The organism is Amycolatopsis sp. NPDC004747, from assembly GCF_053601335.1.
In genome coordinates, this window is the sequence record NZ_JBSGBQ010000013.1 from 173,083 (window position 1) to 190,128 (window position 17,046).

General features: G+C 71.6%; 20 protein-coding genes. 6 read left to right on the plus strand and 14 right to left on the minus strand.

What is annotated here, in order from left to right; genetic code table 11:
• Positions 1–19: 19 nt before the first annotated feature.
• Positions 20–1,159: an MFS transporter gene (locus tag ACWEGE_RS22725; protein WP_449662431.1), complete on the minus strand. Its 1,140-nt coding sequence runs from the start codon at positions 1,157–1,159 to the stop codon at positions 20–22.
• Positions 1,160–1,220: 61 nt separating this feature from the next.
• Here ACWEGE_RS22725 and ACWEGE_RS22730 point away from each other — a divergent pair, with 61 nt between their 5' ends.
• Both ACWEGE_RS22730 and ACWEGE_RS22735 read left to right on the plus strand, forming a co-directional pair.
• Positions 1,221–2,153 (plus strand): DUF5937 family protein, encoded by a 933-nt coding sequence (locus ACWEGE_RS22730; RefSeq protein WP_449662432.1) that lies wholly within the window; start codon positions 1,221–1,223, stop codon positions 2,151–2,153.
• A gap of 44 nt (positions 2,154–2,197) precedes the next feature.
• Entirely contained in the window at positions 2,198–2,833 is a 636-nt protein-coding gene (locus ACWEGE_RS22735; protein WP_449662433.1) for an MBL fold metallo-hydrolase, read from the plus strand.
• Positions 2,834–2,838: 5 nt separating this feature from the next.
• On the opposite strand, the gene ACWEGE_RS22740 is transcribed toward ACWEGE_RS22735, so the two are convergent.
• From ACWEGE_RS22740 to ACWEGE_RS22750, 3 genes are all read right to left on the minus strand, one after another.
• Positions 2,839–3,534 (minus strand): DUF2334 domain-containing protein, encoded by a 696-nt coding sequence (locus ACWEGE_RS22740; protein ID WP_449662434.1) that lies wholly within the window; start codon positions 3,532–3,534, stop codon positions 2,839–2,841.
• 74 nt (positions 3,535–3,608) lie between these two features.
• Positions 3,609–4,073 (minus strand): NADPH-dependent FMN reductase, encoded by a 465-nt coding sequence (locus ACWEGE_RS22745; RefSeq protein ID WP_449662435.1) that lies wholly within the window; start codon positions 4,071–4,073, stop codon positions 3,609–3,611.
• Positions 3,994–4,998 carry a phosphoribosylaminoimidazolesuccinocarboxamide synthase gene (locus tag ACWEGE_RS22750; protein WP_449662436.1) on the minus strand — a complete coding sequence of 335 codons (1,005 nt, stop codon included), beginning with the start codon at positions 4,996–4,998 and terminating at the stop codon, positions 3,994–3,996. The genes ACWEGE_RS22745 and ACWEGE_RS22750 overlap by 80 nt, the downstream gene beginning before the upstream one ends.
• Before the next feature lie 47 nt (positions 4,999–5,045).
• Between ACWEGE_RS22750 and ACWEGE_RS22755 the strand changes: the two genes are divergently transcribed.
• A complete protein-coding gene (locus ACWEGE_RS22755) occupies positions 5,046–5,852 on the plus strand; it encodes an SAM hydrolase/SAM-dependent halogenase family protein (RefSeq protein ID WP_449662437.1) in 807 nt (268 codons plus the stop codon).
• Here the strand turns inward: ACWEGE_RS22755 and ACWEGE_RS22760 are convergent.
• From ACWEGE_RS22760 to ACWEGE_RS22800, 9 genes are all read right to left on the minus strand, one after another.
• Positions 5,735–6,616, minus strand: a complete 882-nt coding sequence (locus ACWEGE_RS22760; RefSeq protein WP_449662438.1) for an MOSC domain-containing protein — start codon at positions 6,614–6,616, stop codon at positions 5,735–5,737. The genes ACWEGE_RS22755 and ACWEGE_RS22760 overlap by 118 nt on opposite strands.
• Positions 6,617–6,658: 42 nt before the next feature.
• Complete coding sequence (locus tag ACWEGE_RS22765; RefSeq protein ID WP_449662439.1) at positions 6,659–7,399, minus strand: amino acid ABC transporter ATP-binding protein; 741 nt, start codon at positions 7,397–7,399, stop codon at positions 6,659–6,661.
• The gene (locus tag ACWEGE_RS22770; protein ID WP_449662440.1) at positions 7,393–8,160 is read right to left on the minus strand and encodes an amino acid ABC transporter permease; all 768 of its coding nucleotides are present in this window, start codon (positions 8,158–8,160) and stop codon (positions 7,393–7,395) included. The genes ACWEGE_RS22765 and ACWEGE_RS22770 overlap by 7 nt, the downstream gene beginning before the upstream one ends.
• A 6-nt stretch (positions 8,161–8,166) precedes the next feature.
• Positions 8,167–8,946 carry an ABC transporter substrate-binding protein gene (locus ACWEGE_RS22775; RefSeq protein ID WP_449662441.1) on the minus strand — a complete coding sequence of 260 codons (780 nt, stop codon included), beginning with the start codon at positions 8,944–8,946 and terminating at the stop codon, positions 8,167–8,169.
• Between the two features lie 7 nt (positions 8,947–8,953).
• Positions 8,954–9,718 carry an ABC transporter substrate-binding protein gene (locus ACWEGE_RS22780; RefSeq protein ID WP_449662442.1) on the minus strand — a complete coding sequence of 255 codons (765 nt, stop codon included), beginning with the start codon at positions 9,716–9,718 and terminating at the stop codon, positions 8,954–8,956.
• A 1-nt stretch (position 9,719) separates the two neighbouring features.
• A complete protein-coding gene (locus ACWEGE_RS22785) occupies positions 9,720–10,538 on the minus strand; it encodes an ABC transporter substrate-binding protein (RefSeq protein ID WP_449662443.1) in 819 nt (272 codons plus the stop codon).
• Positions 10,539–10,689: 151 nt separating this feature from the next.
• Positions 10,690–12,117: an adenylosuccinate lyase gene (purB, locus tag ACWEGE_RS22790; RefSeq protein ID WP_449662444.1), complete on the minus strand. Its 1,428-nt coding sequence runs from the start codon at positions 12,115–12,117 to the stop codon at positions 10,690–10,692.
• Between the two features lie 47 nt (positions 12,118–12,164).
• Positions 12,165–13,310 carry a galactonate dehydratase gene (dgoD, locus tag ACWEGE_RS22795; protein ID WP_449662445.1) on the minus strand — a complete coding sequence of 382 codons (1,146 nt, stop codon included), beginning with the start codon at positions 13,308–13,310 and terminating at the stop codon, positions 12,165–12,167.
• Positions 13,311–13,326: 16 nt separating this feature from the next.
• Entirely contained in the window at positions 13,327–14,004 is a 678-nt protein-coding gene (locus ACWEGE_RS22800; protein WP_449662446.1) for an SDR family NAD(P)-dependent oxidoreductase, read from the minus strand.
• Positions 14,005–14,068: 64 nt separating this feature from the next.
• Between ACWEGE_RS22800 and ACWEGE_RS22805 the strand changes: the two genes are divergently transcribed.
• The 3 genes from ACWEGE_RS22805 to ACWEGE_RS22815 are packed head-to-tail and all read left to right on the plus strand — an operon-like array spanning position 14,069 to position 16,438.
• Complete coding sequence (locus ACWEGE_RS22805; RefSeq protein ID WP_449662447.1) at positions 14,069–14,686, plus strand: bifunctional 4-hydroxy-2-oxoglutarate aldolase/2-dehydro-3-deoxy-phosphogluconate aldolase; 618 nt, start codon at positions 14,069–14,071, stop codon at positions 14,684–14,686.
• Positions 14,679–15,683 (plus strand): lactonase family protein, encoded by a 1,005-nt coding sequence (locus ACWEGE_RS22810; RefSeq protein ID WP_449662448.1) that lies wholly within the window; start codon positions 14,679–14,681, stop codon positions 15,681–15,683. The genes ACWEGE_RS22805 and ACWEGE_RS22810 overlap by 8 nt, the downstream gene beginning before the upstream one ends.
• A gap of 50 nt (positions 15,684–15,733) precedes the next feature.
• Entirely contained in the window at positions 15,734–16,438 is a 705-nt protein-coding gene (locus ACWEGE_RS22815) for a FadR/GntR family transcriptional regulator (protein WP_449662449.1), read from the plus strand.
• A gap of 4 nt (positions 16,439–16,442) precedes the next feature.
• Here ACWEGE_RS22815 and ACWEGE_RS22820 read toward each other — a convergent pair whose 3' ends face one another.
• Positions 16,443–17,036, minus strand: a complete 594-nt coding sequence (locus ACWEGE_RS22820) for a TetR/AcrR family transcriptional regulator (RefSeq protein ID WP_449662450.1) — start codon at positions 17,034–17,036, stop codon at positions 16,443–16,445.
• Between the last annotated feature and the right edge of the window lie 10 nt (positions 17,037–17,046).

Below are 17,046 nucleotides of genomic sequence, written 5' to 3' on the forward strand. Positions count from 1 at the left end.
GGTCGAGGGTCAGCCCAGGTTACGACGTTACTGACACTGTGCCAATAGCTCGTGCGGGCTTCCACACCAGCATTCCACCGGCGATCGCCGCGGCAAAGACACCGAACAACGGGGTCACCCACAGCGGCAGGACACCCACCGCGAGCGACCCGAGGCCGAAGCCGGCGGCCTGCACGGTGAAACTCAGCGAGAACCCCGCCGACCTGCGGTTCTTCGGCAGCAGGCGCTGCAGGTTGACGGAGGTGGCAGCCACCAGCGGCCCGGTGCAGGCACCGATCACGGCCACCGACGCGAGCAACCCGGGCCAGCCGAGATCGGCCGCGAGGGTGAGCCCGCCGGCGACGAACCCGGCGAGGAACAGCCGCGGGTCACCGGTCCTGCCACGCCACGCGTAGAGCGCGCTGCCCGCGATGCTCGCCCCGCTCAGCACGGCGATCACCACGGGCGCGGCGGCCGCGGGCGCCCCGAGCCGCTGGACCAGCGGCAGCGGCGCCACTTCGATGGTCGAAAGCAGCAGCCCGACGGTGAACGCGCAGCACAGCCACGGCAGGTAGGTGCGCAGGCGGGGCGCCGGGAGGTCGTCGCCGGATTCCGCCCGACCGGGCTCACCCGGGCGGCGCGGGACGAGCAACGCCGCCGCCAGGCACGCGGCGGCCATGACGGCGAGCGGGACGAGCGTGCCGGCCAGGTCGAGCAGCGCGACCAGCGCCGGGCCGCCGATGAGCACCCCTTCCATGAGCATCGCGTCCACCGAGATCGCCCGCGGCAGGAGCTCGTCGTCGACCGTGTCGGCCAGGAGCGTCCGGAAGCCGCCCGACAACGCCCCGCCCGCGATGCCGGGCAGCAGGACGAGCGCGACGAGGACAGGGGCGGGAGCGTCGGCGGCCAGCGCCAGCACGGCGTACCCGACGGCGGTCAGGAGCAGCAGCGCGGTCAAGCCCCGTGCCGGGCCGACGCGGTCGAGCAGCCGCCCGACCGGCACCGCGCACACCATCTCGGTGGCGACGTAGACCGACATCAGCACGCCGCCCAGCCGGTACGAACCGGTCGTGGCGGTGGTCAGCAGGGTGAACGCGAGCGGCGCCATGGTCCCCGGGAGCCGGGCCGCCTGGACGCCGGCCGACCAGCGCCAGTACGCGCGATGGGTGAACAACGACATGCCGTCACGCTCTCCTGGAGCGCGCCCGCGGCATACTGATTCGGGTGAGAGCGAATCAGTCGTGATCGAGCTGGCCCTGACCGCGGCCGGGAGCCAACGCGTCCGCTTCGCGATTTCGCCGTTGGAGGAGGTGCTGGGTGCGGTCCAGACGCTGCTCGGCCTCCGGCGGCACCCGGCGCCCCCGCCGTGGCTCGCCGGCCTGCCCGACGTGCCCGAGCTGACGGCGGTGCTGAGCGCGCGGCACTACATCACCGAGTTCCTGAGCCCGCCGCCTGACGGCCCCGAGACCACCGCCGAGGCACAGTTGGCGGTGGTTCGCGCGACGCCCCCGGAGCAGGTGGCGCTGGAGCTGGGCATGGTCGACGCGGACCTGTCCGGGCTGCCCGCCGACCCGGCGGCCGCGCGCGACCTGCTCGCCGGCCAGCTGGAGACGGTGTGGCACACGCTGCTGGCACCGCAGTGGCCCCGCCTGCGCGAGCTGCTCGCGGCGGACATCGCCCACCGGACGCGGCAGCTGGGCTCGGGCGGGCTCACCGCGATGCTGGCGGAGCTCCACCCGCGTGTCCGGCTGTCCGGAACGTCCGTGCTGGTCGACATCCGGGCCCGGGAGCGGCTGTCGATCGACTCGCGCGGGTTGCTGCTGATCCCGGCGGTGTTCGCGTGGCCGAACGTGGGCGTGGTGACGGTGCCGCCGTGGCAGGTCTCGCTGCTGTATCCCGCCCGGGGGGTGGCTTCGCTGTGGGCTTCTTCGGCCACGCCGCCGGAACCGCTGGCCGAGGTGCTGGGCCGCACGCGGGCGTTGCTGCTGACGACCCTCGACCGGCCGGCGGCGACGACCGAACTGGCCCGGCGGCACGGCCTGGCCCCGGCGACGGTGTCGGCGCACCTGACGGCGTTGCGCGGAGCGGGGCTGCTGGCCGCGGAACGACGCGGGCACCGGGTGCTGTACCGGCGCACGGAACTCGGCGACGCGCTGCTCACCGGCAAGCTGTGAACGGGGCTAGGCTGGAAACGACCACCCGTGAAGGAGAACCATCGATGCGTATCGTCCATTTCGGACACGCCTGCCTGTTGCTGGAGACCGGCTCCGAGCGGATCCTGATCGATCCCGGCGTCTTCTCCACCGGCTTCGAGGGTGAGCGGGAACTGTCCGCCGTGCTGGTCACGCACCAGCACTTCGACCACCTCGACGTCGAACGGCTGCCGAAGATCCTCGAAGCCAACCCGGCCGCGAAGCTGATCGTCGATCCCGGGTCCGCCCCCGAAGTGCAGAAGCTCGGGCTGGAGTTCGACATCGCCGACGTCGGGGACGCGTTCGCCGTCGGGGACACCTCGATCAAGGCCGTCGGCGGGGAGCACGCCGTCATCCACTCCGACATCCCCGTCATCCCGAACATCGGGTACGTCTTCGACGACGGCGCCTTCTTCCACCCCGGCGACTCGTTCTTCGCGCCCGAGCAGAAGATCGACGTGCTCGGGCTGCCCACCGGCGCGCCGTGGCTGAAGGCCGGGGAAGCCGTCGACTACCTGCGGGCCGTGGCGCCGCGGGTGGCCGTGCCCATCCACGAAGCCGTGCTCGCCAACCCGGCCATGCACTACGGCCTCTTCGGGAACCTCGCGCCCGAGGGCACCGAGGTCAAGGTGCTCGATCGGGGCGAACCGGCGAAGTTCTAGCCGGGTCAGGCCGCGACCGTGCGCAGCGAGCCGTAGGTCGCGCCGAACGCGCGGTTCTCCAGTGCGACGTCCACCGCGTCGAGCAACGCCTGGCGAAGGCCGGGGCGGGTCAGGTCCGGCGCTGCCACCCCCAGCCGGACCAGCCCGCCCCGGCGGGCCGCGCGGGCCGCCGCCAGCACCAGCGCGAAGCAGCGCACCGTCTCCGTGCGGTGCGACTGGCTCGTGAATTCCTGGACCCGCGCGCGGCGCACCTCGCCGGTGACCAGGTCGCGCACCGCACCGAGGTCCGCGCACAGCCGGAAACCGTGCTCGGCCAGCGCCTGCAGCGTGCCCGGGGACGCGATCCAGCGCGGCGGTGCGAAGCCGTCGACCGACAACCCCGCGTTGTCCAGCGCGGCCTTCGCGGCGATCAGCCGCAGGCGCGCTTCGTGCGCCGGCAGGGTCGCGAACTCCGCCTTCTTGCCCAGGTAGACCGTGCGGTGCGTGGGCGTGACGGAGTGGTCGTAGCCGTGCAGCAGTACGGAATCACCGCCGCGGGCGCGGGTCCGCACCCACTCCGTCACCGGGCCTTCGCCGGTGCGGGCGGCGTACAGCACCGAGAGCGGCACCTTGCGGCGGTCGAGCTCGGCCGCGAGATCGGCGCACCGGTGCAGCGTGCGCGGGGTGATTCCCGACAGCGAAACCAGCAAGCGAGCGTCCACGCCACCATTGGGACGCACGCGTCTGACGTCGCCGTGAACTGCGCAGAACGGGCGGACGACCGTTGCCGGAAGGGTCAGGCACCCTCACGCAGCCGCTGCACGGCCACCGCGATCCGGCCGCGCAGGTCGGGATCGGCGACCTGGCCGTCGGCGACGTCGGCCCGCGAGACCGGGATCCGCGCGCACGCCTCCTCGACGATCTTCGCGCCCGCGTACGTCAGGACCTTGCGCAGCGAGTCGTGCGCGTCCCGGCCGCCGGTCGGGGCCGCGATCGAGGACGCGTTGATCCACGCCACCGGCTTGCCGTACATCTCGCCGCCGCCGACCGTCCAGTCGAGGAGGTTCTTGAGCGAGCCCGGCAGCCCGCCCGCGTACTCCGGCGTGCAGAACAGGACCGCGTCGGCTTCCTTGAGCGACGCGCGCAGAGCGGCGACCTCGGGGTGCAGCGGGTCGCGGTCGTCATCGGGGTTGAAGTGCGGCAGGCCGGCAAGGCCGGTGTACGTCTTGCTCGCGGTGAGGGTCGCGACGGTCCCCAGCACCGCCGCATTGCCCGAGCCGGCTCGCAGGCTGCCGCAGATCAGCAGGATCACGGGGCCAGTCTGCCAGCGAAAGCCCGGTGATGCGCTGGTACGCCTCGACGTACCGGTCGCGCGTGGCCGTCACCACTTCGGGTGGCAACGGGGGCAGCGGGGACACGCAGTCCCAGCCGGAGGCCGGGTCGACCAGCCAGTCGCGCACGTGCTGCTTGTCGAACGACGGCTGCGGGACGCCGGGCTGGTGCCCGTCGGCGAGCCAGTAGCGCGCCGAATCCGGCGTCAGCAGCTCGTCCGCGAGGACCAAGCCGCCGTCGCGGCCGATGCCGAACTCGAACTTCGTGTCGGCCAGCAGCAGGCCCTGCTCCGCCGCGCGCGCGGCACCCCGGCGGTACAGCTCCAGTGACGCCTCCCGGACCTCCTCGGCGAGCGCGCGGCCGAGCGTCGAGACGCACGTGTCGAAGTCGATGTTCTCGTCCTTGTCGCCGGGGCGCGCCTTGGTGGACGGGGTGAAGATCGGCTCGGGCAGCCGCGCGGACTCGGCGAGGCCGGGCGGCAGCGCCAGCCCGCACACCTCGCCGGACCTGCGGTAGTCGGCGTACCCGCGGCCGGTCAGGTAGCCGCGGACGACCGCCTCCACCGGCAGCATGTGGAGCCGCTCGACCAGCAGCGCACGGCCGCGGACGGCCTCGGGGATGCGCGGCCCTTCGCAGGTCACGAGGTGGTTCGGGAGGACGTCGGCGAGCTCGCGGAACCAGAACACGCTCATCGCGGTGAGCACGCGGCCCTTGCCGGGGACCGAGGTGGGGAAGACGCGTTCGAAGGCGGAGATGCGGTCGGAGGCGACGATCAGCAGGTGGTCGTCGCCGACCGCGTAGAGGTCGCGGACCTTGCCCGTGGCGAGTCGTTCGAGGGTGGGGAGGGGTGTCACGCAACGAACGATAACGGGCACCCTCTGCCACCATGGATGATGCTCGCATGGCGTACGACTGGATCTCGGTGACCACCGACTACGGCCTGCGCGACGGCTTCGTGGCGGCCTGCCACGGCGTGATCGCGCGGCTGGCGCCCGCCGTCCGGGTGATCGACATCACCCACGAAGTGCCGCCCCAGGACATCCGGCACGGGGCGATGGCGCTCGCCCAGACCGTCCCCTACCTGCCGGAATCGGTGCACGTCGCGGTGGTCGACCCGGGGGTCGGCACGGACCGGCTCGGCGTGGTCGTCGTCGCCGGGGAGGGCCTGCTGGTCGGGCCGGACAACGGCCTGCTGCTGCCGGCCGCGCAGGCCCTGGGCGGGGTCCGGGCGGCCTACGAGCTCGCGGAGCCGTCACTGCGGCTGCCGGCGACGTCGGCGACCTTCCACGGCCGGGACGTCTTCGCGCCGGCGGCCGCGCACCTCGCGCTGGGCGTCGAGCCTGCCGACTTCGGCGACCCGGTGGACGGCCTGGTCGCGATGCCCGAGCCGTTCGTGGCCGCGTTCCCCGGCAAGCTCGTGTCGGAGGTGCTGACGGTCGACCACTTCGGCAACGTCCAGCTGGCCGCGACCCCGGCGGACCTCGAGCTCTCGGGCCTGTCCGGCCCGGTTTCGGTACACAGCGAGCGCGTGGCGGTGACGACGGTGCTCGGGCGGACCTTCGCCGACGTGCCCGCCGGCGCTTCGGTGCTCTACACCGACTCGGCGGGCCGGCTCGCCGTCGCGGTCAACGGCGGCTCCGCGGCGGCCGTGCTCGGGCTCGGGCCGGCCCAGGAGTGCACGATCACCTCGTCGCCGACGGCGACCTGACCCGGCCGCAGCACCGCGGCTTTCATGCCGAAGACCACACCGCCCTGCGGATCACGCCGGTAGGTCGCGAGGGTGCGGATCGGCTCGGGACCGGCCTTCGCGCCGGTTTCCTGGTCGACCATGGGGACCGCACACCGGACGCACCTCTCGGCGTAACCGATCCGCGCGGTGCCGGCGGTCAGTTCACGGGCCTCGTCTTCGCGGTGGGGTTCGATCCAGCCGGCGAGCACGATGTTGGGCCGGAAGCGGTCCATCGGCACCGGTTCGCCCTGCCCGGCGGCGATCCGCTCGTTGAGGCTGTCCAAAGAGGACTCCGAGGCGAGCAGCAGCGCGTGCGCGTCGCCGAAGGCGGCCAGGCCAGGGAACACCCCGCCGCTGACGCGGTGGTGGTCCGGCGTCACGCCGATCAGCTCGGCCGGGCGGCCGAGCAGGTCCGAGAACCACTCGGCGGCCCGGGGATCCTGCCGGACGCCTTCGCCCTGCCAGCTGAGCATCGACACCGGGCGCCGCGGGCCGTCGCGCCGGATGTCGAAGACGACCTCTTCGCGGCCAGGGGCCGACAGCGCCAGCCGGTCACCGAGCACCCGCGGCCGGACGACCGCCATGACCGGGTGCGGCCGCTGGGTGAGGACGTCACCCTCCGGCGAAATGACCTGGAAGACCCGATCGCCCGCGAGCCCGGCGGGCATCACCTCGGCGGACGGCACGTCGATGCCCGCGCAGGACTTGACCGGGTAGTACGTCAGCCGAGCGATTCTCGCCATCTCCGCAGGCTACCCGGCCGGCCGTCGCCGAAGCGTCTTCTTTCAGAGGACCTGCGAGAGGAACCGCTGCAAGCGGGGACTCTGCGGCTCGTCGAAGATCTCCGCCGGCGGGCCCTGCTCGACGATCCGGCCCGCGTCCATGAACGCCACCTCGTCGGCGACACTGCGGGCGAACCCCATCTCGTGCGTCACCACGATCAGGGTCAGCCCCCTCGACGCCAGGCCGGCCATCAGGTTCAGCACGCCCTTGACCAGCTCCGGGTCCAGCGCGCTCGTCGCCTCGTCGAAGAGCATCACCTCGGGGTCCATCGCCAGCGCCCGGGCGATCGCCACCCGCTGCTGCTGGCCACCGGACAGCGCACTCGGCCGGTACGGCGCCTTGTCCGCCAGGCCGACCTCGGCCAGGCGGGCGCGGGCGATCGCCGTCGCCTCCTCCTTGCTCAGCTTCTTCACGCTGCGCAGCGGCAGCACGATGTTGTCCAGCACGCTCCGGTGGCCGAAGAGGTTGAAGTGCTGAAACACCATGCCGACGCGCTGGCGCAGCGCGTCCGGGTCCGACCTGATCACGGACTCGCCGTCGAGGAGCAGGTCGCCGGAATCGGGCTCCTGCAACCGGTTCACGCAGCGCAGGAGCGTCGACTTGCCGGAGCCGGACGGGCCGATGACGCACGTCGTCTTCCCGCTCTCCACGCGGAGGTCCACCCCGCGCAGGACTTCCAGCGTGCCGAAGCTGACGTGGATGTCCTTCAGTTCCACACTGGACGAACACACCGCCGTCACCACGTGGACACCCTCCCTCCGGCACCGAGCTCCACCGGCTCGCCGTCTTCCGGGTCGTCGACCCGCACCTTGCGGCCGGTCCGGAGCTTCTTGTCGATGTAGTTGACCAGGTGCGTCAGCGGCACGGTGATCACCAGGAAGAACACGCCGGCGGCGACCAGCGGCGACAGGTTGCCCGTGTTCGCCGCGAGGTCCTGGCCGATCCGGAACAGCTCGCGCTGCCCGGACAGCAGGCCGAGCACGTAGACCAGGCTGGAGTCCTTGACCAGCGCGATGAACTGGTTCACCAGCGCCGGCAGCACCCGCCGGACGCCCTGCGGGATGATCACCAGCAGCATCGACTTGGTGTAGCTCATCCCGAGCGCCCGGCTGGCCTCCAGCTGGCCCTTGTCGACGCTCTGGATGCCGGACCGGAAGATCTCGCCGATGTACGCGGCCGCGATCAGGGACAGCGCGAGGATGCCCATCGGGTACGGGTTCGTGCCGACGACGTCCCGCGCGAGCGTGCCGAGGCCCTGACCGATCAGCAGGATGGTCAGGATGGCCGGCAGGCCGCGGAAGATGTCGGTGTACACCCGCGCCGGCCAGCGCAGCCACCACTTGGTGGACAGCCCCATCACGGCCAGGACCATGCCGATCACGGTGCCGATCAGCGCCGACGACACCGAGAGGATCAGCGTGTTCAGCAGCCCGGTCTTAAGCAGATCGGGCAGGACCTGGGAGATGTAGTCCCAGTCCAGGAACGTGTTGACAAAATCGTCCATTGTGGACTACTGCCCCGCCTTGAACTCGGCGGGCACCGGCGCACTGGGTTCGAACTGGTCGTGCACCTTGACCCAGGTGCCGTCGGCGATGACCTTCTTCAGGCCGTCGTTGATCTTGTTGATCAGGTCCGTGTTGCCCTTCTTGAAGGCGAACCCGTGCGGGATGGTGGTGGTGATCGCCTTGGTGACCTTGAGCTTCGCGTCCGGGTTGTTCTTCGCGTAGTCCTCTGCGGTCGCCTGGTCGAACACCGCACCGTCGATCGCGCCGGTCTTGAGCGCGTTGAGCGCGGCGGCGTCGTTCGGGAACCGGACGGCCTGCGCGGTGGGCGCGTTCGTGCCGAGCCAGCTGTCCGAGACCGTGCCCTGGACGACGCCGACCCGCTTGCCCGCCAACGAGTTTTCGTCGGTGATGCCGGCGGTTTCCTTGGCCTCGATGCCGAGGGCCTGGTAGTTGTACGGCGCCGAGAAGTCGACGGTCTTCTTGCGGGCCTCCGTCTGGGAGATCGCCGAGCTGCCGATGTCGAACGTGCCGTTCGCGACCTGGCCGAGCAGCGCCGAAAACTCCGTCGCGGCGAACTCCAGCTTCAGGCCTTCCTTGGCCGCGATGGCCTTCAGCAGCTCGTTGTCGAAGCCGGTGTAGTTGCCGTTCTCCTGGTAGGCGTTCGGCTTCGAGTCGCTCAGCGTGCCGACGCGCAGGGTCTTCTCGCCGCCGCTGTCCGAGCCGCCGCACGCCGTGAGCGCGGCCAGCAGGGTCGCGGTGAGCGCCGTGACCAGTGTTTTCTTCATGCTTCTCCTAACCCTGGAACCCGGCCGGCACCGGAGCGGTCGGCAGGAACTGCTGGTGCAGCTTAAGCCAGGTCCCGTCGGAGATCACCTGCTTGAGCCCAGTGTCGATCTTGCCGAGCAGTTCGGCGTTGCCCTTCTTCACCGCGAAACCGTGCGGCACGTCCGTGACGAAGCTCTTGACAACGACCAGCTTGGCGTCCGGGTTGTCGGTGACGTTCTTCTCGGCAATGGACTGGTCCAGGATGTACGCGTCGACCGCGCCGCTCTTCAACGCGGTCAGCGCGGCAGCGTAGTCGGGGAACCGCACCGCCTGGGCGTCCGGCACCGTGCTGCCCAGCCAGTGGTCGCCGACGGTCGCCTGGATGACGGCGACACGCTTGCCGGCCAGGCCCTTCTCGTCGGTGACCGGCGTACCCTGCTTGGCTTGGATGCTCATCGTCTCGAAGTCGTAGGCCGCGGAGAAGTCGACCGTCTTCTTGCGCTCGTCGGTCTGCGCGATCGCCGAGCTGGCGATGTCGTAGCGGCCCGACGCGACCTGCCCGAGCAGCGCGGAGAAGTCGGTCGCGGCGAACTCCAGCTTCAGGTTCTGCTTGGCCGCGATGGCCTTGAGCAGCTCGTTGTCGAAGCCGGTGTAGTTGCCGTCCTTGAGGTAGATGTTCGGCGGCGCGTCGCTCAGGGTGCCGACGCGCAGCGTCGAGGAAGCGCTGTCCGAGCCGCCGCAGGCGCTCAGCGTGAGGGCGGCGGCCAGTGCAGTGACGATCAGCTTCTTCATGTCACGCCCCCAGGTTCTTCACGGGCAGGCCGGGACCGCCCTGCTGCAGTTCCTTCGACAACGGAGTGTTCTTGTAGAACTGCCCGTAGATCCGGGCGACCGTGCCGTCCGCAACCGCCTTCGCCAGGCCGTCGTTCAGCTTGTTCAGCAGGTCGGTGTTCTTCTTGGCCACCGCGAACGCCGACGGGGTGTCCTTGTCCTCGACGGTGTACCCCAGTTCCAGCGGGACACCCGGGTTCTGGTCCAGGTACTTCTGCCCGATGTCCTGCGGGACGACCCAGCCGTCCAGCGTGCCGTTCTTCAGCTGCGCGAAGCCCGCGTTGTAGTCCGGGAAGCGGACGACCTGGGCGCCGGCGACCTTGCCCGCGAACTCGTCCTGCACCGAGCCCTGGACCACGCCGAGCCGCTTGCCGCCCAGCGCGGTGACCTCCTTGAGGTTCGCCCCCTTGGCCGTGACGATCGTGGTGAAGCCCGTGTTGTAGCCGTTGGAGAAGGCGACCGTCTTCTTGCGGGCCTCGGTGCTGGAGATCGTCGAGCTGCCGATGTCGAACTTGCCGCCCGCGATCCCGGCGAGCAGACTGGAGAACTCGGTGCCGACGAACTCGACCTCGAAGCCCTCACGCTTGGCGATGTCGCGCAGCAGCTCGTTGTCGTAGCCGGTGAACCGGCCGTTCTCCAGGTAGATCGACGGCGGGGCGTCGCTCAGCGTCCCGACGCGCAGGGTGGTCGCCCCCGCGTCGGAACCGCCGCAGGCGGCCAAGGTCAGCGTCAGCGCGCCCGCGGTGACGGCCGCGGCGATTTTCGACAGCGTGGATCTCATCGCTTCTTCCAGAGGTTGGCGCGCCCAGGGCGCGAGGAAAGCACGTCAGGACACTGGGTAAACGTCCTGACGCTCCGGTTTCGTGCGATCGAGATTAGGGATTTCGCCCGTTCGTGTGGATTCGTTCCAGTCCGTGGACTCGTGCGTCAGCTCACAGGATCGGCTGCGGCACGTACCCCGCGGCCTCGGGGAACCGCTCGAGGACCTCGGCGACGCGCTCGGCCACCTGCGTGACCTGGCGCGCGGCCGTCCCGGTGAACGAGATCCGGTCGGCGAGGAGTTTGTCCAGCTCACCGCGGTCGAGCGGGATGCGCTCGTCGGCCGCGAACCGGTCGAGGAGGTCGTTCTCCGCGCGGCCCTCGCGCATCTCGAGCGCGACGGCGACCGCGTGCTCCTTGATCGCCTCGTGGGCCGTCTCACGCCCGACGCCGGCGCGGACCGACGCCATGAGCACCTTCGTCGTGGTGAGGAACGGCAGATAGCGATCCAGCTCACGCTCGATCACCGCCGGGAAGGCGCCGAACTCGGCAAGCACGGTGAGGAACGTCTCCAGCAGGCCGTCGAGCGCGAAGAAGGCGTCCGGCAGCGCGACCCGGCGGACGACCGAGTCGGAGACGTCGCCCTCGTTCCACTGGTCGCCGGCCAGCTCGCCGATCATCGACAGGTAGCCGCGCAGGACCACGGCGAGGCCGTTCACGCGCTCGCACGAGCGGGTGTTCATCTTGTGCGGCATGGCGGACGAGCCGACCTGGCCCGGCTTGAAGCCCTCGGTGACCAGCTCGTGGCCCGCCATCAGCCGGATCGTCTTGGCCAGGCTGGACGGCGCCGCGGCGAGCTGGACCACAGTGGACAGCACGTCGAAGTCGAGCGAGCGCGGGTACACCTGGCCGACGCTGACGAACCGCCGGTTGAAGCCGAGGTGCTGCATCACGCGGTCCTCGAGCTGGTCCAAAGTGGACTCGTCGCCGAGCAGGTCGAGCATGTCCTGCGCGGTGCCGACCGGGCCCTTGATGCCGCGCAGCGGGTAGCGCTCGATCAGGTTGTCGAGCCGCTCGAAGGCGACCAGCAGCTCGTCGGCCGCCGTGGCGAACCGCTTGCCGAGGGTGGTGGCCTGCGCGGCGACGTTGTGCGAGCGCCCGGCCATGACGGTGTCGGCGTGCTCGACGGCGAGGGCGGCCAGCCGCGCCAGCACGGCGGCGACGCGGGTGCGCACCAGCTCCAGCGAGCGGAGCAGCTGCAGCTGCTCGACGTTCTCGGTGAGGTCGCGCGAAGTCATGCCCTTGTGGATGTGTTCCTGGCCGGCGAGGTCGCTGAACTCCTCGATCCGCGCCTTGACGTCGTGGCGGGTGACGCGCTCGCGGGCGGCGATCGACTCGAGGTCGACGTTCTCCAGCACCCGCTCGTAGGCCTCGACGACGCCCTCCGGCACCTCGACGCCGAGGTCCTGCTGCGCCTTGAGCACGGCGAGCCACAGCTGCCGTTCCAGGACGACCTTCTGCTCCGGGGACCAGAGCGAGACCAGCTCCGCCGAGGCGTAGCGGGCGGCGAGCACGTTCGGAATGCGGGGCTTGTCCGTCACGCCTTCACCCTACCTGCGCAGGTCAGCGCGGTAACCGGCCGGGGTTTTCACCACTCGGCGAAGCCGCCGTCGTCGTGGCGCCAGATCGGTGAGCGCCAGGCGTGCCCGACCTCGTCCGCCCGGCGCACGGCGGCTTCGTCGACCTCGATGCCGAGCCCCGGCCCGAGCGGCCGGGCCGCGTAGCCGTCCTGGAAGGCGAAGACGGCCGGGTCGGCGAGGTAGTCGTGCTCCCGGCCCTCGTGGTAGTGCATGCCCAGACTTTGTTCCTGGATCAGGAAGTTCGGCGTCGCGAAGGCGACCTGCAGCGACGCCGCCAGCGAAATCGGGCCGAGTGGGCAGTGGGGTGCCAGCGAAGCGCCGTAGACCTCGGCCAGCGCCCCGATCCGCCGCAGCTCGGAAATGCCGCCGGCGTGCGACGGGTCGGGCTGGACGACCGCGACACCGGCGTCGAGCACCGGCTTGAACTCCCAGCGCGAGTAGAGCCGCTCGCCGAGTGCGATCGGCACGGTGGACGCCTCGACGACCGAGCGCAGCGCGTCACCCTGGATCTCCGGCAGCACCGGCTCCTCGACGAACATCGGCTGGACGTCCTCCAGCAGCCGCACCAGCCGGCGCGCCATCGCGGGCGAGACGCGGCCGTGGAAGTCGATGGCGAGGTCGCGGTGCGGGCCGAGCGCCTCCCGCGCTTCCCACGCGCGGGCCACCGCCGCGTCGGCCTCGGCCGGGGACGCGATCGGCGTCAGCGGCCCGGCGACGTTCATCTTCACCGCGGTGAACCCGGCCTCGACCTGGGCGGCCACCGCTTCCCGGATACCGGCCGGGCGGTCGCCGCCGACCCAGCTGTAGACCCGGACGCGGTCGCGGACCGGCCCGCCGAGCAGCTCGTGCACCGGCGCGTTGCGGACCTTGCCCGCGATGTCCCACAGCGCGTGGTCGAACCCGGCGAGCGCGCTGGAGAGCACCGGGCCGCCGCGGTAGAAACCGCCGCGCCGCAACACCTGCCAGTGGTCCTCGATGCGCAGCGGGTCCTGGCCGACGAGCAGTTCCGAGAGCTCGTGCACGGCCGCGCGGACGGTCTCCGCGCGGCCCTCGACCACCGGCTCGCCCCAGCCGCTGATCCCTTCGTCCGTGCTGACCTTGAGGAACAGCCAGCGCGGCGCGACCAGGAACGTCTCGATGCCGGTGATCTTCACCCGGGGTACCCCGTTTCTACGCGGAATCCTTGGCGGCGGACCAGCCGCCGTCGACGGTCAGCTCGGCGCCGGTGACGAACGACGCCGCGGCCGAGAGCAGGAACGCGATCACGGCCGCGACCTCCTCCGGCCGGCCGAGCCGCCCGGCAGGCGTCGCCCGGGCGCTGCGTTCGCGGTCCTCGGGCGGGATGCGGTCCCACGCCTGGGTGAGCACGGGCCCCGGCAGCACGGAGTTCACCCGCACCTCGGGGGCGTACTCGACGGCCAGCTGCCGGGCCAGCGCGACGAGCGCGCCCTTGCTGGCGGCGTACGCCGGGTGGCCTGCCAGGCCGAAGTGTGCGTGCACCGACGAGACCAGCACGACCGCGCCCCGCCGTTCCCGCAGCGACGGCAGGCAGGCCTTCACGGCGAGGTAGGTGCCGGTCAGGTTGACGTCGAGCTGGCGCTGCCACTCGGCGAGGCCGATCTCGTGCAGCGGCCCGGTGCTCGGGACGTAGGCGTTGCTGACCAGGGCGTCCACCTCGCCGATCGCCGCCCAGGTCGCCTCCTCGCTCACCGAGCCGCGGACCGGCGTGACGCCCTCGGGCAGCTCGGCGATGTCCACGCCCAGCACCCGGTAGCCGTCGTCCAGGAGTTTCCGCGCGGTCGCCGCCCCGATCCCGGACGCCGCTCCGGTCACCACCGCTGTCGGCATCGCCGCTCCCTTCCCGAAGCCAGAATAAATCCTAATTTAAGAACTCACAAGGTAACCTGAGGCCATGAGCTACCGGTGGGAGATCATGGCCGAGGCGGTGCGCCAGGGAGTCGTCGGAATCGTGCGCACGCGCGACGCGGAGTCCGCGGTGGAGGCCGCCCGCGCGGCCATCGAAGCCGGGTTGCGCTCGATCGAGCTGCCGCTGACGAACCCCGGCGCGCTGGACGCGATCGCCGGGCTCGCGGCCGCGTACCCGGAGGCGACGATCGGGGCAGGCACGGTGCTCGACGAGACGTCCGCGGTGCTCGCGATCCGCGCGGGCGCCCGGTTCCTGGTGTCGCCTTCGGTGGACACCGCGGTGATCCGGACCGCGCACCGGTACGGCGCGGCCGCCTTGCCGGGCGCCGGTTCGGTGACCGAAATCGTGCGCGCACTGGAGGAAGGCGCCGACGCGGTGAAGGTGTTCCCGGCGTCGGCGCTGGGGCCGTCGTGGGTGGCGGACGTGCGGGCGGCGCTGCCGCAGGCCCCGCTGGTACCCACCGGCGGCATCGGTCCCGAGGACGTGCCAGGCTGGCTCTCGGCGGGTGCGGTCGCCTGCGGGATCGGCTCGGCGCTGACCCGCGGCACCGCCGCGGAGATCGCCACCCGGGTCGAGACGCTGTTGAGGAGCGCGCATGGCTGAGCTGGTCTTCGTCGGGTGCTACACCGGCGACGCGGGGAACGGCACCGGGATCACCACGCTCTCGCGGTCACCGTCCGGCTCGCTGCGCGAAGTGGCTTCGCTGCCGCTGGAATCGCCGTCTTGGCTGGTGCGCCACCCGTCGTTGCCGGTGCTGTACGCGGCCAACGAGACCGTGGACGGCGGCGTGACGGCGTTGGCCATCTCGCCGTCGGGTGAGCTGTCGGTGCTGGGCACGGCGGAGACGGGCGGCGCGCACCCGTGCCACTTGGCGGTGACGCCGGACGGCCGGTTCCTGTTGTGCGCCAACTACACCGGCGGCAGCGTCGCGGTGTTCTCGCTGTCTTCCTCCGGCACGGTGGAGTCCCGGACGGCTTTGGTGCAGCACAGCGGCAGCGGCCCGGTGACCGACCGCCAGGAAGCCGCGCACGTCCACATGGCGGTCCCGGCCGCGGACGGTTCGGTGGTGAGCGCGGTCGACCTGGGCACGGACGAGATCCGCAGCTACACGCTGACGGCGTCGGGTTCGCTCGAGCCGCTGGCGGTGTCCGCGCTGCCGCCGGGCACGGGACCGCGTCAGCTGGTGCGCCGGCCCGGCACGGACCTGGCGTACGTGGTCGGCGAGCTGGCCGGGACGCTGGTGACCGTCCGCGAGAAGTCGCCGGGGGCGTTCGAAGTGGTCGCGTCGACGCCTTCGACGCTGTCGCCGGTGCAGCCGAACCTGGTGGCGCACCTGGAACTGGCGGACTCGCGCCTGTACGTCTCGAACCGCGGGCCCGACTGCGTGACGGAGTTCGCGCTGGACGAGGCGGCGGCGGTGGCGGACCAGCCGTGCGGCAAGAACCCGCGCCACTTCGCGCTGGTGGACGGGACCTGTTACGTGGCGGCGCAGTCGGAGGACGCGATCACGGCGTTCGCGCTGACCGCGTCCGGCGAGGCGGAGCTGCGGTACTACCCAACGGGTTCACCGACGTTCGTGCTGCCGGTTTCGCTGTCTTGATCCGGCGTTCATAATGCGGTCACCACCTCACCGGCTGAGAGGGCCCTCCATTGACCGAACACCGGCCACGCGGCTTGCACGGCCAGACCGTGGAGGCACTGGCCAGCCGGATCCTCTCCGACGAGTGGGGCGAGGGCACCGTCCTGGACCTGCCCGCGCTGCGCGAAGAGCTCGACATCAGCCTGACCGCGCTGCGGGAGGCGCTGAAGGTGCTCGCGGCCAAGGGCATGATCGACGCCCGGCAGAAGCGGGGCACCTTCGTCCAGCCGCGCGAAAAGTGGAACATGCTCGACGCCGACGTCATGCGCTGGCAGACCGCGGCCGCCGACGACCCCGGGCTGCTCGACGAGCTCTCCGAAGTCCGCGCGGTCGTCGAACCCGCCGCCGCCCGGATCGCCGCCGGGCGCGCCACGGAGGAGGACCTCGATTCGCTGCGGGACGCGCTCGCCGACATGACCGCCGCGGGCGACGACCCGGACGCGAGCGTCCAGGCCGACCTCGCCTTCCACCGGCGGCTGATGGCCGCCACGCACAACAACTTCCTGATGCGGATGGAACGGATCATCGCGATCGGGCTGGCCGAGCGCGACAAGCTGGTGCACGGCACCTCGCCGGCGGAAGACCCGGTGCCGAGCCACCGGAAGGTGTTCGACGCCATCGTCGCGGGTGACCCGGCCGCGGCCGAGCAGGCGATGCTCGCGCTCGTCACGAAGGCGGGCGAAGACCTGGAGAAGGCTCAGCGCAACCGGTCCTGAGTGCTCACCCGGCGAGCGCGGCCTGGAGCATCCGGGCGGCGGCCGCGCGCGGCTCCGGGTCGACCTCGACCAGAGCGTTGACGACCGCGCCGTCGACCAGCGCGACCAGCCGCGCCAGCTCGGTGGGGGTGACCGGGGTGCCCGAGCGGGCGAAGATCTCCGTCAGCAGCTCGTTGAGCTGCGCCGACAGCGTCCGCATCAGCGGCCGCAGGTACTTGCGGCGGCCGGTCGCGACCAGCCGCTCGTACCGCAGCAGGACGGCTTCGGCGTCGGCCACCGGGTCGCCGCTCTCCGGGCCGAGCAGCATCTCCAGCACCAGGTCCACGGTCGCCTGCACGCCGCGGTTGCGGGTCGCGAGCTCCTCCAGCCGGGCGCGGCCGGTCGCCAGCTCGGCGTTCGAGTGGTGCTCGACGGCCGCCGTGACCAGGTCTTCCAGCGAGTCGAAGTAGTACGTCGTCGACGCGAGCGGCAGGCCCGCCCGCTCGGCCACCGCCCGGTGCCGCACCGCGTCGAACCCGCCCTCGACGAGCAGTTTCGCGGCGGCCTCGACGAGCGCGGCACGCCGTCGCTCCCCCTTCGGGGTGGTCGCAGCGGTCATGGCCGGTCAT